The sequence below is a fragment of the Bradyrhizobium sp. CCBAU 25338 genome, from assembly GCF_028128965.1.
In the GTDB taxonomy this organism is placed as follows: Bacteria; Pseudomonadota; Alphaproteobacteria; order Rhizobiales; family Xanthobacteraceae; genus Bradyrhizobium; species Bradyrhizobium liaoningense.
The window spans coordinates 556,459-568,643 of sequence record NZ_LFKY01000041.1 but is presented as its reverse complement, the minus strand read 5'-3'; the positions used below and the strand labels follow the sequence as shown (position 1 = coordinate 568,643).

Annotated in this window: 14 protein-coding genes and 1 pseudogene; 3 read left to right on the top strand and 12 right to left on the bottom strand. The window is 64.9% G+C overall.

Annotated features, from left to right (window positions below; translation table 11 throughout):
* Positions 1–1,052 (top strand): annotated as a pseudogene (locus tag ACM42_RS29735) (hypothetical protein); the annotation flags it as partial.
* 121 nt (positions 1,053–1,173) lie between these two features.
* Here ACM42_RS29735 and ACM42_RS29730 read toward each other — a convergent pair.
* The 3 genes from ACM42_RS29730 to ACM42_RS29720 form a co-directional block, all read right to left on the bottom strand.
* On the bottom strand, positions 1,174–1,449 hold the full coding sequence (locus tag ACM42_RS29730; protein ID WP_210343535.1) for a hypothetical protein: 276 nt from the start codon (positions 1,447–1,449) through the stop codon (positions 1,174–1,176).
* Positions 1,450–1,698: 249 nt separating this feature from the next.
* On the bottom strand, positions 1,699–1,929 hold the full coding sequence (locus tag ACM42_RS29725) for a hypothetical protein (protein ID WP_271531166.1): 231 nt from the start codon (positions 1,927–1,929) through the stop codon (positions 1,699–1,701).
* 36 nt (positions 1,930–1,965) lie between these two features.
* On the bottom strand, positions 1,966–2,178 hold the full coding sequence (locus ACM42_RS29720) for a hypothetical protein (protein ID WP_370123931.1): 213 nt from the start codon (positions 2,176–2,178) through the stop codon (positions 1,966–1,968).
* Between the two features lie 176 nt (positions 2,179–2,354).
* Between ACM42_RS29720 and ACM42_RS29715 the strand changes: the two genes are divergently transcribed.
* Positions 2,355–2,780 (top strand): DUF5413 family protein, encoded by a 426-nt coding sequence (locus ACM42_RS29715; RefSeq protein ID WP_271531164.1) that lies wholly within the window; start codon positions 2,355–2,357, stop codon positions 2,778–2,780.
* 58 nt (positions 2,781–2,838) lie between these two features.
* Positions 2,839–3,381, top strand: a complete 543-nt coding sequence (locus tag ACM42_RS29710; RefSeq protein WP_271531163.1) for a DUF4112 domain-containing protein — start codon at positions 2,839–2,841, stop codon at positions 3,379–3,381.
* A 230-nt stretch (positions 3,382–3,611) separates the two neighbouring features.
* On the opposite strand, the gene ACM42_RS29705 is transcribed toward ACM42_RS29710, so the two are convergent.
* From ACM42_RS29705 to napA, 9 genes are all read right to left on the bottom strand, one after another.
* Complete coding sequence (locus tag ACM42_RS29705; RefSeq protein WP_027560969.1) at positions 3,612–3,905, bottom strand: hypothetical protein; 294 nt, start codon at positions 3,903–3,905, stop codon at positions 3,612–3,614.
* A 209-nt stretch (positions 3,906–4,114) separates the two neighbouring features.
* Complete coding sequence (locus tag ACM42_RS29700) at positions 4,115–4,279, bottom strand: DUF3309 family protein (RefSeq protein ID WP_035704895.1); 165 nt, start codon at positions 4,277–4,279, stop codon at positions 4,115–4,117.
* A 106-nt stretch (positions 4,280–4,385) separates the two neighbouring features.
* Positions 4,386–4,805, bottom strand: coding sequence for a peptide-methionine (R)-S-oxide reductase MsrB (msrB, locus tag ACM42_RS29695; RefSeq protein WP_271531162.1), 420 nt, complete (start codon positions 4,803–4,805; stop codon positions 4,386–4,388).
* Between the two features lie 28 nt (positions 4,806–4,833).
* A complete protein-coding gene (gene msrA, locus ACM42_RS29690) occupies positions 4,834–5,538 on the bottom strand; it encodes a peptide-methionine (S)-S-oxide reductase MsrA (RefSeq protein WP_271531161.1) in 705 nt (234 codons plus the stop codon).
* A gap of 160 nt (positions 5,539–5,698) precedes the next feature.
* Positions 5,699–7,057, bottom strand: a complete 1,359-nt coding sequence (locus ACM42_RS29685; protein ID WP_271531160.1) for a twin-arginine translocation signal domain-containing protein — start codon at positions 7,055–7,057, stop codon at positions 5,699–5,701.
* 99 nt (positions 7,058–7,156) lie between these two features.
* The gene (locus tag ACM42_RS29680) at positions 7,157–8,272 is read right to left on the bottom strand and encodes an ATP-dependent DNA helicase (protein WP_271531159.1); all 1,116 of its coding nucleotides are present in this window, start codon (positions 8,270–8,272) and stop codon (positions 7,157–7,159) included.
* Between the two features lie 266 nt (positions 8,273–8,538).
* Positions 8,539–9,192, bottom strand: a complete 654-nt coding sequence (locus tag ACM42_RS29675; protein ID WP_271531158.1) for a NapC/NirT family cytochrome c — start codon at positions 9,190–9,192, stop codon at positions 8,539–8,541.
* Positions 9,189–9,659 (bottom strand): nitrate reductase cytochrome c-type subunit, encoded by a 471-nt coding sequence (locus tag ACM42_RS29670; protein ID WP_271531157.1) that lies wholly within the window; start codon positions 9,657–9,659, stop codon positions 9,189–9,191. Before ACM42_RS29670 ends, ACM42_RS29675 begins: the two co-directional genes overlap by 4 nt.
* On the bottom strand, positions 9,656–12,169 hold the full coding sequence (gene napA / locus ACM42_RS29665; RefSeq protein WP_271531156.1) for a nitrate reductase catalytic subunit NapA: 2,514 nt from the start codon (positions 12,167–12,169) through the stop codon (positions 9,656–9,658). Before napA ends, ACM42_RS29670 begins: the two co-directional genes overlap by 4 nt.
* Positions 12,170–12,185: the final 16 nt, after the last annotated feature.

Below are 12,185 nucleotides of genomic sequence, written 5' to 3'. Positions count from 1 at the left end.
CCCCGCCGGCACCGGGCGTGCGCGGCTTCCGCGACATCACGGCCGATGCCAACGATCTCGGCGGCGCTGCCGCGCAGGCCAGCCGCGCCGCGCGCCGCACCTATGCCAACGTGCCCTCGCCCTCGCCGGAATTCGACCGGCTGGAGCCGAGCCTGGAAAACCGTGCCGGCGAGTCCGAGGCGCCCTCTTCCTACGAAGAAGCGATCGAGGAGGCCGAGCGCTACGCGCCGCCGTCGCCGCGCTCACGCATCGCGCCCGAGCGCGAGGCCAAGAAGCGCGTCCGCACCGGCTCGGCCTTTCCGTTCAAGAGCGCGATCGCCGTTGGCATCGTGCTGATCCTGGTCGGCGCCGGCATCCTCTGGGGCAAGCAGGCCGTCCAGATCTTCAACGGCTTTTTCAAACCGTCCGCGACTCAGGTCGCGGAGACGCCGAGCCCGGCGCAGCCGCAGAGCAAGCCGAAGATTCCGGATCGCGTCGGCCAGCCCTCGGCCAGCGACCAGCCTGTCGCGCCGGTGGCGCAGAAGGTCGTGCTCTATGACGAGGATCCGTCCGACCCGAAGGGCAAGCAATATGTCGGCTCGGTGGTGTGGCGGCTCGAGCCGATCAAGGCCTCGGGCAACCAGAAGGCCGACGTCGCCGTGCGCGCCGACATCGAGATTCCCGACCGCAAATTCAAGATGACGATGTCGTTCCGCCGCAACACCGACTCCTCGCTGCCGGCGAGCCACACCGCGGAGCTGACCTTCATCCTGCCGCCGGATTTTCCGGGCGGCAGCGTCTCCAACGTGCCGGGCATCCTGATGAAGTCGAACGAGCAGGCGCGCGGCACGCCGCTCGCAGGCCTCGCGGTCAAGGTCACCGACGGCTTCTTCCTGGTCGGCCTCTCCAACGTCGACGCCGACCGCGCCCGCAACGTCCAGCTCCTGAAGGAGCGCTCCTGGTTCGACGTGCCCCTGGTCTACGCCAACCAGCGCCGCGCCATCATCGCCATCGAGAAAGGCGCCCCCGGCGAGCGCGCCTTCAACGACGCCTTCGCGCAGTGGGGCGATTGAGCCGCGCTGTCATTCCGGGGCGCGCGTAGCGCGAGCCCGGAATCCAGCTCCCTGCACGCTCGGCTGCATGACGGATTCCGGGCTCGGTGCTGCGCACCGCCCCGGAATGGCGACTGCGGCGCTACCGCGCCGCCGCTTCGCGCTTGCGCGATGCCGCGGCGGCGGCGTGCTCGCGGTCCATCACGGCGCGGCAGCCGGGGCTGACCTGCGACTTGTTCCTCACCATGCAGGCAGTGATCCGTGGAATGTCCGGGATCTCACTGGAGCACAGCCGCATCGCATCGCCGGAGCACATCTGCTGTGCTTCGGACGAGAAGGCGAGGCCGGGTGATGTCTGGAGTGCGAGGCTGGTGACGGCGAAAGCAAAGAGCGAAGCGATCGTCTGATGGCGTGTCATGCTGAATGGGTCCCCGATTTCCCTAGGGCTTGAGCCACTTGGCTTTTGGGGCGCCGCACGCGGCTTGATCTGCCGCACGTCACAGCCTTCACGCCGGGAGCTTTGGTCCCGCATGTGGTCGCTCGATCTCTTGATGCTCGAATCGAAAGTGCTGCGCCGCCCGAGCGAAGTATGCGCCATTGCCACGCGGCTGCAATGGTCAGCGCAAAGGAATTCGCAATTGTTGCGCGCGAGTCACGTCGCGCGCGATCAGATCAGCCGATCGGAGGATGCGCTCGCTTGTTCCGCATCGCTCGCGCCGAGAGCGGCAGCGTGTTCCTCGACGGCGGTGACGCCCTTGGCCGTGAGCTCGAACAGATCGCCGTCCTTCATCACGTAGCCGTCGGCGATCAATTGCCCGACCTTACCCTGCCGCTCGTCGGCAAACGCAACGGATTGGCTGATGTCCCGCAGGATCGAGAGTTGTTCGTCGCGCAACATGGCATCACTCTCCGTTCGCGGGGATGGTTCCGATTCTCACATGCCGTGGCTCTGAAACACCTTGCTGCAAGCGCGCGACAGCTTGGCGCGGTTGGCCTGCAGACAGCCCTGCACGGCCATGTCGTTGCCGAGCTCCTTGCGGCAGAAGCGCGATGCGTCCCTTGAGCAGGCCTTCTGCTCCTGCGGCGTGCCCATCTGGCCTTGGGCGAAAGCGGGGACACTCGAGAGGCCGCCCAGGGTTGCCAGCATGATTGTCGCCAGAACGAGTTGAGGGGACATTGGCGGCTCCAATCTGCCAGGGTTGAGTTCAGGTCCAGCATGAACTCGTCGCCTTGCCACTTGTTCCCCTCGCGTGGAGCCCGGCGCCCCGCTGTTCAAGGTTCCCGCTGCGCTGCTATAATACTGGCGAAGGATGAGGGTGTTTGATGAAACGCTATCTGGTGTTTGCGCTGGTCGGCCCCTTCGTGGGCGGGTTCCTGCTGCTGCTGACGACGACCTACCAGTCCGGCTATTGGACCCAGACCAGCCTCGGCGAGGTCGGCAAGCTGTTCGCGGTGTTCTTCAAGACCCTGCAATACAGCTATCTGTTCGGCTTCCTGCCCGCGCTGATGATCGGCGCAGTCGACGACATCCTGATCCATATCCGCCGGATCGGTCCGGGCTTGCGGATGCTCCTGGTCGGCATGTTCGCCTTCGTCCTGGCGTCGCTCACCTACAGCTCGCGCGGGCCGGATTCGGGCACGGTGCAGTTCATCCTGTATGGCCTCGTCGGATTCGTGCCGGCGGCGATTTCATCCTGGCTCGTGCATCGCTATGTCGAGGAGCCGCAAGCAGCGGCGGCGCCGACCTGACGCGCGGCATTCGATCGCGGCAGCAACCTCCGCCGCCGCGGCGCGTTGTCCAGAGACCATGACCATGTCCGACGACGACATCCTTGTTCCTCGCAGATCCCGTACGGGGAGCAGCTCGCGTGCGCCCTTTTCCGGCAAGCAGGCGCGCGGGCCGATCATCGACCAGGAAGGCCACGAGATCAGGCCGGAAAGCCTGGAGCAGGGATTTCGCGAGTTTCGCTTCGAGTTCGGGCAAGCGAGTCCGTTCGGCAATCTGACGCGCGAGCAGCGGATCGCGCGTATCGAGGCGATCGCGAAGCTGCTTGACGTCGCCTTCATCCTGCCCGGCACCAACATCCGCTACGGCATCGACGGGCTGATCGGCCTGATCCCCGTCGTCGGCGACATCATCACGACCGCGATCTCGCTGTGGCTGGTGCGCGAGGCCCGCGCGCTGGGCGCGCCCTGGTACATCACCGGGCGCATGCTCGGCAATGTCGCGCTCGACGGCGTGGTCGGCCTGGTGCCGTTCGCGGGCGACGCCTTCGACGTGATGTTCCGTGCCAACATGCGCAACGTGCGCCTGCTCCGCCGCTGGCTGGAGAAGCAGCCGCGGATGTAGGATCGCTCCTCTCCGCAATTGATGCATATGCTCGAACGGTCGTCATGTCATGCCCGAGCTTGTCCTGGCTTGTCCCGGGCATCCACGTTCTTTGTGCCGCGGCGCGAGGCGTGGATAGCCGGGACAAGCCCGGCCATCACGCTGTGGAAGCATGAAAGCCCCAAACGCAAAAAGCGCGACGACCTTTCGGCCATCGCGCTTTCTGCGCACATCGGAGGCTTGCGAAAAGCTTACGCCGCGTCGGCGTCGGTCTCCGCGGCCGGCGCGGGCTTGGGCCGACGGGGCAGCGGGAAGGCTTCGCTCTCGTACAGCGAGCGGATGCCGTTCTGGTCGAAGCGGGCTTCCTCGACCTGGAGATAGGCGCCGTTCAGCGAATCCGTCGGCAACTGCTCCATCGCGAACTGCACGGCTTCGGCCGCGGTGCCGAACCGGCGATAGGTGAAGCCTGCGCGCTTCTTCTTGCGGATCGCGGCGGGAAAGAGTTCGGCGGAGGTGTTGAAGTTGAACGGACGCAGTGGACGCATGGTCAAAGACCTCGTGATCTTCTCTGGGGCTTTAAGCGCGTGGGGTTGGGAGGGGCAGGAGCCGCCAAGCGGGCCCGCCGCATGTCATTCTCGTCCTCTAATATAGGCCGATTTGACAGAAATGCGACCCCTGCGACGCGAGATGATGAATCCGCGCATGGCAGCTCCGCGATCGAAATAAATCGAATTATTTCAATGGCTTAATTGGTTCACACTTTGCCAAGAAGCAGCAGCACGATCAGCACCACCAGCACGACCCCGCCGATGCCCATGCCGGAATGGCCCAGGCCATAGCCGTAGCCGCCGAACCGGCCGGACAGGCCGCCGAGCAGGTAGATGATCACCAGGATGATCAGGATGGTCCCAAGCGTCATGGCATCCTCCCTGGCGGCCGCCGAATGCGGTGATCGGCCGCACCGCCAAGGGAGAAAAGCACATCACACCGCCGGGTTCCACCGGGGAACCCGACAGCGCGCAAGCTTATTTGGGCTCGAGCTTCAGCGCTGCCGAGTTGATGCAGTAGCGCAGACCGGTCGGCCCGGGGCCGTCGGGGAAGACATGGCCGAGATGACCGCTGCATTTGGCGCAGAGCACCTCGGTGCGGATCATGCCGTGACTCGTATCCCGCTCCTCGTCGATATGGCTCTCGACCGTGGGCTGGGTGAAGCTCGGCCAGCCGCAGCCGGAATCGAACTTGGCGTCGGAAGAGAACAGCACATTGCCGCAGCCGGCGCAGACATAGGTGCCGGCGCGCTCGTCGTGCTCATATTCGCCTGAGAAGGGACGCTCGGTCGCCTTCTCGCGCAGCACGGCGTACTGCATCGGCGTCAGCTCGCGCCGCCACTGCTCTTCGCTCTTGATGACCTTGTCGGCCGTGATCTTCGTTTTGGTGTCGGGCATGGGTCTCCCGTTTCTTCGGTGATCTCGATCAGTTGGTGGCCTTGCTGGCATTCACCAGCGTCGGCTTCTCAATGTAGTTATCCGCGAACAGCTTTTTCAGGTTCTCGACCTTCGGAATGTCGTTATAGGCGATGTAGGGCTGGTTCGGGTGCAGCGTCAGATAGTCCTGGTGATAGGCCTCCGCCGGATAGAACGCCTCCAGCGCGCCGATCTTGGTCACGATCGGCTTGTTGAAGACGCGGGCCGCGTTGAGCTGGGCGATATAGGCCTCCGCCACCTTCTTCTGCTCGTCCGAGGTGGTGAAGATCGCCGAGCGATATTGCGGGCCGACGTCGGGGCCCTGGCGATTGAGCTGGGTTGGGTCGTGCACCACCGAGAAGTAGATCTGGAGGATCTTTCCGTAGGAGATCTTCTTCGGGTCGTACTTGATCTCGACCGACTCCGCGTGGCCGGTATGGCCGCTCGAGACGGTCTGGTAGTCGGCGGTCGCCTTGGTGCCGCCGGCATAGCCGGAGACCGCGTTGACGACGCCCGCGGTGTGCTGGAAGACGCCTTGCACGCCCCAGAAGCAGCCGCCGGCGACTACGGCGGTCTGGATGCCGCTCGCGGGCGCCGCGTCCAATGCGGGAGCGGGGATCACGACCGCCTCCTCCGCGGCGCGTGACGGCACGGTAAGGGCCAGCGTCAGGGCGGTGGTTGCGGCGAGCAGGAAGGCGAGGGCAGGTCGGCGCATGGCGGATCCTCTGGCAAGGGTGGGCAGTCTGAGGCGGGCCGGCGCGGGCGAATAGCCTCGCCGGCATTGTCGCTGCCAAAGATACGACTGCCCCGCCCCGCTGTTACAGGCGGCCAGACACGAGTCCGTGAGGACGCCGGCGGCCGGCGCACCGTCCCGCTCACGCCAGCGAATTGAACCAGTCGAACGCCGTCGACCGTCCGTTCAGGACGTTCGCCTCGCCATAGAGGCTCGACAGGAACGTGCCGCGATGGCTTGCGCCCTTGACCGCAACGCCCTCCGCGAAATGTCCGCCGGCGGCTATTGCGGGCCGCACCAGGCGTGGATGCAAAGCCTCGTCGGCCAGCCCGTAATAGAATCTGGTCGGGGAATCATAATCCCAGAAGGTCGAGCTGTTGGCGCCGAGGCGGCGCTGGAGGGCGCTGTTCGTATCGCTGGTGAAGCGATCGAAGAAGCCATCGACGAGGAAATCGCCGGCGGGAGGAATGCTCTTCGCGATCTCGCCCTCGAGGCTGTAATCGGACCAGTACTTCTCCGCGAACGCCTGATATTGCGACTTGATCGCCGTCTTGAACAAGCCGTTCAGCCCGTAATAGCGCCGGTAACTTCCGAGCAGGACGATCATGCAGGGCGTGATCCAGGCCGGCGGCGTCGGATACGAGCTTTCAGAGGCCGGAATAAAAGCCGCGGGGTTCGCCCAGTAGTGGAAGCTCTCGGCGAGATTGTTGAACGGGCTCTGTGTCGCCGCCGCCCGCACCTTGATGCCGCGGCGCTGCATCTCCTGTTTCAGCCACTGCGTGTTCAGCGCGCCCTGCGACCAACCGTTCAGGAACAGGGAGGACTGGCGCAGGCCCAGTGTCCGCAGCTCGAGCAGCCCCGCCTTCAGGATGTCGAGGCAGCATTGCACGGTCGCGCCCTTCACGGCATAGGCTTCGCTCCGGCCGTTGCGATAGGGGCCCTTGCCGACATAGTCGGCCGCGACGACGGCATAGCCGTTGCCGGCGAAGCGCTGCACATTGAACAAGGTCTCGATCGAATCGACATTGTCGCGCAGCTCGTATGTCTCGTCCTCCAGCCGCAGCAGGTTCGAGGGGACCTGGTCGAACGAGAGGATCGTGCCGTGCTGCCATGACAAGACCGGAACTGCGCCGCGCGCGCCCGCCGGGACGGCAAGCAGGCCGCTGACCTTGACGCGTTCTCCCGTCTCCGGGATGCGCGTGAAGGTGACGATGCGCCTCAGCTCCACGTCATGGCGCGCCGCATATTTGTCTGCAAAGCTCGCCGGCAGAATATTGCCTTCGTTGAAGACGGCATAGAATTTTGCCGCCAGCGTATTGAGCCTCTCCTTCGAGATTCGCACCGATCCGCCGGGCGCCGCAAGGGCAATCCCCGGAGCCGTGATCGACAGCGCGAGCGAACCGGCTGCCACGCTCGCCGATTTCAGGAAATCCCGACGGCTCGCTGTGAGACCATCGAGATCGGTATCGGGATGCTCAGGCTTTGTTGCGCGCGCCGTCATTCGCTCCACTCCAATGCGGTTTTCGTACGGATACATCGCAAAGCCTAGCGGGCAGTGAATGCATCTCGGTGAAGCCGCTCACCCGGAGATTGGCGAGTTCTACACCACCACGCTCAGCCGCTTCGCCGCCCGCGTGATGCCGGTATAGAGCCACCGCGCCCGGGACTCCTGAAACGCAAAGCTCTCGTCGAACAGCACGACATCGTCCCATTGCGAGCCCTGCGACTTGTGCACGGTCAGCACGTAGCCGTAGTCGAACTCGTCATAGGGCTTGCGCTGCTCCCAAGCGATCTGCTCGATGCCGCCCTCGAAGCAGTCGGCGCGCACCGAGACCTTCGTCACCTTGTGGCCGAAATCCTCGTCCGGCGACAGCCGCATGCTGAGAATGCGTGATTTCGAGCGCGAGGTGTTGCGCGACTTCACGCGCCACAGGCCGCCGTTGAACAGGCCCTTCTTGCGGTTGTTGCGCAGGCACACCAGCTTGTCGCCGGCGACGGGAAAGGCGTCCTCGATGTTCTGGCGCTGGCGCACCCGCATGTTGTAGGCGCGGCGGGTGTTGTTGCGCCCGACCAGGATCTGGTCGGCGCCCATGACGCGATCGGGATCGAGCTCTTTCCGCGATACCACCTCGCTCTCGCCATAACGGCCGATATCGAGCTCGCGTCCCTCGCGGACGTCCATCGACATCCGCACGATCGGATCGTCCTGGGCCTGGCGGTGCACCTCGGTCAGCATCGCATCCGGCTCGGAATTGGTGAAGAAGCCGCCGCCCTGGATCGGCGGCAGCTGCGCGGGATCGCCCAGCACCAAGAGAGGGCAGTCGAACGACATCAGGTCGCGCCCCAATTCGGCATCGACCATCGAGCATTCGTCGATCACGATCAGCTTCGCCTTCGATGCCGGCGCGTCGTCCCACAGCTCAAAGCTCGGCTGCTCCTCGCCGGATTCGCGGGCGCGGTAGATCAGCGAATGGATGGTCGAGGCGTCGTCGCAGCCCTTGTTGCGCATGACCAGAGCGGCCTTGCCGGTGAAGGCGGCGAACTTCACCTCGCCATCGACGCCGTCGGCGATGTGCCGCGCCAGCGTCGTCTTGCCGGTGCCGGCAAAGCCGAACAGGCGGAACACCGGCGGCGTGCCGTTGCGGCCCGGCTTGGCCTTGAGCCAGTCGCCGACGGCCTTGAGCGCGGCATCCTGATGCGGGGTGAAAGTGGCCATGTCTGTCTTGATGAGTGGCGAAAAGAGGCGATTCGCCGTCCCCCAAACTAACCATTCGCCCCGCCGGTTCAAGCGCGGTCGCCCCGCAATTGCCGGTGGGGCACCCGCAGGTGAGCCTTGCAAGAGGTCGTCATGCCCGGGCTTGTCCCGGGCATCCACGTTCCTTGTGCCGTGTGGTTAGGCGTGGGTGGCCGGGACATAGGCGAGCGGAAGCGACGCCGTCCTTCGGACGGCTATGCCCGGCCATGACGCCGTGAGAGCTGAGGCTACTGCCAGCCGGGAACGCCGCGCATGTCGGGCAATTGGTGGGCGATGCCCTTGTGGCAGTCGATGCAGGTCTTTTCCTTGGTGAACAGGAAGCGCTGATGCGCCACCGAGGCCCGCGGCGACTGCTTGGTGATGTCCATGGAATCGGCGCTGTGGCAGTTGCGGCATTCCAGCGAATCGTTGGCCTTGAAGCGCGCCCACTCGTGCGCCGCCAATTCGAGGCGGTGATCCTGAAATTTCTCCCTCGTGTCGATCGTGCCGAAGATCTTGCCCCAGACCTCCTTGGAGGCCTGCATCTTGCGCGCGATCTTGTCGGTCCAGTTGTGCGGCACGTGGCAGTCCGGACAGGTCGCGCGCACGCCGGAGCGGTTGGAGAAGTGGATGGTCGACTTCAGCTCGGCGTAGACGTTGTCCTTCATCTCATGACAGCTGGTGCAGAACTTCTCGGTGTTGGTCAATTCCAGCGCGGTGTTGAAGCCGCCCCAGAAGATCACGCCGGCAACGAAGCCGGCGAGCACCAGGGTGCCGAGGGCGAACACCGAGCTCGGTCGTGTCAGCACCCGCCAGAGCTCCAGCGCAAAGGCCCAGCTTCGCGCGAGGAAGCCGCGCTTGGCCTTCATCCCGGCATCAGGCTCGTCAGCGGTCGTCGTCATCGGCGGCCACCCGGGCTTGCGCGCGACAGCAGCGTGTCGATGTCGATGAAATCGTTGCTGACCGGCGGATTGGCGGTGTTCTGCGGCACGTGGCATTCCGTGCAGAAGAAGCGTCGCGGCGAGACCGAGCCCAGGAACTGGCCGTCGCGGTCCATGAAATGCGTGATGGACACCATCGGCGCCTGCGATTCAGCGGTGCGCGCCCGCGCATGGCAGGACAGGCATTTGTTGCCGTTGAGATCGACCTGGTAGCCGTCGATACTGTGCGGGATGACAGGCGGCTGCTCCGGATAGTTGCGCACCTCCTTCTCGGAGGTGTTGCGGTTCGGCAGCATCGGCGGCGCCGGGCCCTCGTCGTTGAGCGGGGTCGGGCCGCGCAGGCCTGACGTCACCGTCTGCGCGGTGAGCGAGCTCGCGCTGGCTGCGATCGCGAAGGCGAGCAGGGCGATTGCGGATCGTTTCATCATGACATGTTCACCCGCTCGATGCGCACGGCGCATTTCTTGAAATCGGTTTGCAGCGAGATCGGATCGGTGGCGTCCAGCGTCACCTTGTTGATCAGCTTGGATTCGTCGAACCACGGCACGAACACGAGGCCGCGCGGCGGCCGGTCGCGGCCGCGAGTCTCGACGCGGGCGCGGATGAAGCCGCGGCGGGAGACCACCTTGACTTCATCCCCGCGGCGGAGCCTGGCTTCCTGGGCATCGTCCGGATGCATGAAGCAGACGGCCTCGGGGAAGGCCTTGTAGAGCTCGGGCACGCGGCGCGTCATGGTGCCGGAATGCCAGTGCTCCAGCACGCGGCCGGTCGAGAGCCAGTAGGGATATTCGTTGTCGGGCGATTCCGCCGGCGGCTCGTAAGGCAGCGCGAAGATGCGCGCCTTGCCGTCGGCATGGCCGTAGAACTGCACGTCGGTGCCCTGCTTGACGTAGGGGTCGCTGCCCTCGCGGAAACGCCATCTGGTTTCCTGGCCGTTGACCACCGGCCAGCGCAGGCCGCGCTCGCGGTGATAGGTGTCGAACGGCGCGAGGTCGTGGCCATGGCCGCGGCCGAACTGGGCATATTCCTCGAACAGGCCCTTGTGCACGTAGAAGCCGAACGCCCTGGATTCGTCGTTGAGATAGCCCGGCTCGATGTCGGTGACAGGGAATTTGTCGACCTGGCCGTTCCTGTAGAGCACGTCGAACAGCGTCTTACCGCGGACGTCGGGCTTCTTGGCGATCAGCTCCTCGGGCCAGACTTCCTCGATCTTGAAGCGCTTGGAGAACTCCATGAGCTGCCAGAGGTCGGATTTCGATTCGCCGGGCGCGGAGACGAGCTGATGCCAGAACTGGGTGCGCCGCTCGGCGTTGCCATAGGCGCCTTCCTTCTCCACCCACATCGCGGTGGGCAGGATCAGATCGGCGGCAAGCGCGGTCACCGAGGGATAGGCGTCCGAGACCACGATGAAGTTCTCGGGGTTGCGGAAGCCCGGATAGGTCTCTTCGTTGATGTTGGGGCCGGCCTGAAGGTTGTTGTTGACCTGCACCCAATAGGCATTGATCAGGCCGTCCTTCAGCATCCGGCTCTGCAGCACGGCGTGTGCGCCGTTCTTGTCGGGAATGGTGCCTTCGGGCAGCCGCCAGATGTGCTCGGCGTGATCGCGATGCGCCTTGTTGGTGACGACCATGTCGGCGGGCAGGCGGTGCGAGAAGGTGCCGACCTCGCGCGCGGTGCCGCAGGCCGAGGGCTGGCCGGTCAGCGAGAACGGGCTGTTGCCGGGCGAGGAGATCTTCCCGGTCAGAAGATGGATGTTGTAGACGAGGTTGTTGCACCAGACGCCGCGGGTGTGCTGGTTGAAGCCCATGGTCCAGAACGAGACCACTTTCGTCTTTGGATCGGCGTAGAGCTCGGCGAGAGCTTCGAGACGGTTGAGCGGCACGCCCGACATTTCGGCGGCCTTCTCCAGCGTGTACTCCGAGACGAACTTGACGAACTCGTCATAGCTCATGTCGGTGGCGTCGTTGGGCTTCGCCGCGCCCGTCGCCTTCTTCTGCAGCGGATGCTCGGGCCGCAGGCCGTAACCGATGTCGGTCTGGCCGCGCTTGAACACGGTATGCGCGGCAACGAAGTCCTTGTTGACCCGGCCGGTCTTGATGATGTGGTTGGCGATGGCGTTGAGGATGTAGAGATCGGTCTGCGGCTTGAACACCATGCCGATGTCGGCGAGGTCGAACGAGCGATGCTCGAAGGTCGAGAGCACGGCGACGCGAACATGCGGCGCGGAGAGCCGGCGGTCGGCCAGGCGCGTCCACAGGATCGGGTGCATCTCCGCCATGTTGGAGCCCCACAGCACGAAGGCGTCGGTGGCCTCGATGTCATCGTAGCAGCCCGGGGGCTCGTCGATGCCGAAGGTCCGCATCATGCCGGCGACGGCCGAGGCCATGCAGTGCCGGGCATTGGGGTCGATGTTGTTGGTGCGGAAGCCGGCCTTGAACAGCTTCGAGGCGGCGTAGCCTTCCCAGATCGTCCACTGGCCGGAGCCGAACATGGCGACGCCGTTCGGCCCGCGCTTCTTGATCGCCTCCTTCCACTTCAGCTCCATGATGTCGAAGGCTTCGGTCCAGGTGACGGGCGTGAACTCGCCGTTCTTGTCGTACTTGCCGTTCGTCTTGCGCAGCAGCGGCTGCATCAGGCGGTCGTGGCCGTACATGATCTTGGAGAGGAAGTAGCCCTTGACGCAGTTGAGGCCGCGATTGACCTCGGACTTGGTGTCGCCATGGGTGGCGACGACGCGGTTCTCCTTGGTCGCGACCATCACCGAGCAGCCGGTGCCGCAGAAGCGGCACGCGGCCTTGTCCCACCTCATTTCGCTGATGTTCCGCTCGGCGACGAGATTGGCGGCGAGCGCCGGAGCGGGCATGCCAGCGGCAGCGGCAGCGATCGCGGCCGCCTCCAGCTTCAGCATCTGGCGGCGGTCGAGCTTGGGCGATGTCATGATGGCTCTTCCTGAC

Excerpts from the sequence above, each read along its gene's own strand:
- ACM42_RS29670 (WP_271531157.1), bottom strand. The coding sequence starts at position 9,659 with ATGATGAAACGATCCGCAATCGCCCTGCTCGCCTTCGCGATCGCAGCC.
- ACM42_RS29700 (WP_035704895.1), bottom strand. The coding sequence starts at position 4,279 with ATGACGCTTGGGACCATCCTGATCATCCTGGTGATCATCTACCTGCTC.
- ACM42_RS29720 (WP_370123931.1), bottom strand. The coding sequence starts at position 2,178 with ATGCTGGCAACCCTGGGCGGCCTCTCGAGTGTCCCCGCTTTCGCCCAA.
- ACM42_RS29715 (WP_271531164.1), top strand. The coding sequence starts at position 2,355 with ATGAAACGCTATCTGGTGTTTGCGCTGGTCGGCCCCTTCGTGGGCGGG.
- ACM42_RS29685 (WP_271531160.1), bottom strand. The coding sequence starts at position 7,057 with ATGACGGCGCGCGCAACAAAGCCTGAGCATCCCGATACCGATCTCGAT.
- ACM42_RS29730 (WP_210343535.1), bottom strand. The coding sequence starts at position 1,449 with ATGACACGCCATCAGACGATCGCTTCGCTCTTTGCTTTCGCCGTCACC.
- msrA (WP_271531161.1), bottom strand. The coding sequence starts at position 5,538 with ATGCGCCGACCTGCCCTCGCCTTCCTGCTCGCCGCAACCACCGCCCTG.
- ACM42_RS29725 (WP_271531166.1), bottom strand. The coding sequence starts at position 1,929 with ATGTTGCGCGACGAACAACTCTCGATCCTGCGGGACATCAGCCAATCC.
- ACM42_RS29710 (WP_271531163.1), top strand. The coding sequence starts at position 2,839 with ATGACCATGTCCGACGACGACATCCTTGTTCCTCGCAGATCCCGTACG.
- ACM42_RS29705 (WP_027560969.1), bottom strand. The coding sequence starts at position 3,905 with ATGCGTCCACTGCGTCCGTTCAACTTCAACACCTCCGCCGAACTCTTT.
- msrB (WP_271531162.1), bottom strand. The coding sequence starts at position 4,805 with ATGCCCGACACCAAAACGAAGATCACGGCCGACAAGGTCATCAAGAGC.
- napA (WP_271531156.1), bottom strand. The coding sequence starts at position 12,169 with ATGACATCGCCCAAGCTCGACCGCCGCCAGATGCTGAAGCTGGAGGCG.
- ACM42_RS29680 (WP_271531159.1), bottom strand. The coding sequence starts at position 8,272 with ATGGCCACTTTCACCCCGCATCAGGATGCCGCGCTCAAGGCCGTCGGC.
- ACM42_RS29675 (WP_271531158.1), bottom strand. The coding sequence starts at position 9,192 with ATGACGACGACCGCTGACGAGCCTGATGCCGGGATGAAGGCCAAGCGC.